Raw genomic sequence first — 1,518 nt, forward strand, 5'->3', positions numbered from 1 at the left:
CAGAATTTCGTCCTCGTCGGTCATCCCGGGGCAGAGGCTGGGCGGATCGTCGAAGCCCTGGTGTACCCGGCGTACCGGGCCGGGAAAAAAGGGGCAGGTTTCGTTGGCGTGGCCGCAGAGGGTGACCACCACGTCAAAGGCGTGGTCCGGCAACTCGTCCACTGTTTTGGAGAACTGCCCGTCCATGTCCACGCCCGCTTCTTCCATGACCTTGACCGCGTAAGGGTTCATGCCGTGTCGTTCGATGCCGGCAGAGGTGGCCTCGATTTCCCCTTTTTTCAGATGCTTGGCCCACCCCTCGGCCATTTGGCTGCGGCAGGAATTGCCGGTGCACAAGAAAAGAATGCGCATGGGAGACCTCATTTTTTGGGTTTGACCCGCACATGGCAGACGCCTTGCAGGGTGGCCACGGCGTGGGGGAAGTATTTGGCCCTAAAGCGCAGAGCCACGCCCACCAAGCCGATGAGCACCGGCACCTCGACCAACGGGCCGATGACCGCCGCGAAGGCCTGACCTGAGTTGATGCCGAAGACCGCGATGGCCACGGCGATGGCCAGCTCGAAATTGTTGGAGGCCGCAGTGAAACTCAGCGTCGTGGACTGTTCGTAGGTCGCTCCGGCCCTGGCCGAGAGATAGAACGACACCAGGAACATGACCAGGAAGTAGATCGTCAGGGGGATGGCCACCCGTACCACGTCCATGGGCAGTTGCACGATGTATTCGCCCTTGAGGGAGAACATGACCAGGATGGTGAACAGGAGAAAAATGAGCGTGAAGGGGCTGATCCTGGGGATGAAGACCTTCTCGTACCAGTCCTTGCCCTTGGTCTTGAGGCCCACGAAGCGGGTGATCATGCCGCCCAGAAAGGGGATGCCGAGGTAGATGAACACGCTTTCGGCGATCTGGCCCATGGAAATATCCACCTCCATGCCCTCCATGCCGAACCATCCGGGCAGGACGGTGATGAAGACCCAGGCATAGACCGAGAAAAAGAGCACCTGGAAGATGGAGTTGAAAGCGACCAGCCCGGCGCAGTATTCCGTGTCACCCTTGGCCAGGTCGTTCCAGACGATGACCATGGCGATGCAGCGGGCCAGGCCGATGAGGATCAGGCCGACCATGTATTCCGGGTAGCCGGACAAGAGGGTGATGGCCAAAAAGAACATGAGGACGGGCCCGATAATCCAGTTCTGGACCAAGGATAGGATCAGAACCCGGCCGTTGCGGAAGACCTGGCCGAGTTCCTCGTACTTTACCTTGGCCAGGGGCGGATACATCATGAGGATGAGGCCGATGGCGATGGGAATGTTGGTCGTGCCGACTTGGAAGGCATTGATGATGTTCTTGATTCCCGGCGTCAGCCAGCCCAGGCCCACGCCGATAAACATGGCCAGAAAAATCCACAGGGTCAGGTAGCGATCCAGGAAGGATAGTTTGCGGACAACGGATTCAGTCATGAGGCACCTCTACACGGGTTGTGTGGCGTTATCATGACACGTGGCGGTCATGAGGACGGGG

General features: G+C 59.2%; 2 protein-coding genes. Both read right to left on the bottom strand.

Annotated elements, in window-relative coordinates:
- A partial coding sequence (locus EOL86_14835; protein ID NCD26845.1) for an arsenate reductase ArsC occupies positions 1-351 on the bottom strand: 351 nt, incomplete at its 3' end.
- Positions 352-359: 8 nt separating this feature from the next.
- Entirely contained in the window at positions 360-1,457 is a 1,098-nt protein-coding gene (arsB, locus tag EOL86_14840; protein NCD26846.1) for an ACR3 family arsenite efflux transporter, read from the bottom strand.
- Positions 1,458-1,518: the final 61 nt, after the last annotated feature.

It is taken from the genome of Deltaproteobacteria bacterium, assembly GCA_009930495.1.
Taxonomy (GTDB): Bacteria; Desulfobacterota; Desulfovibrionia; order Desulfovibrionales; family Desulfomicrobiaceae; genus Desulfomicrobium.

Excerpts from the sequence above, each read along its gene's own strand:
- arsB (NCD26846.1), bottom strand. The coding sequence starts at position 1,457 with ATGACTGAATCCGTTGTCCGCAAACTATCCTTCCTGGATCGCTACCTG.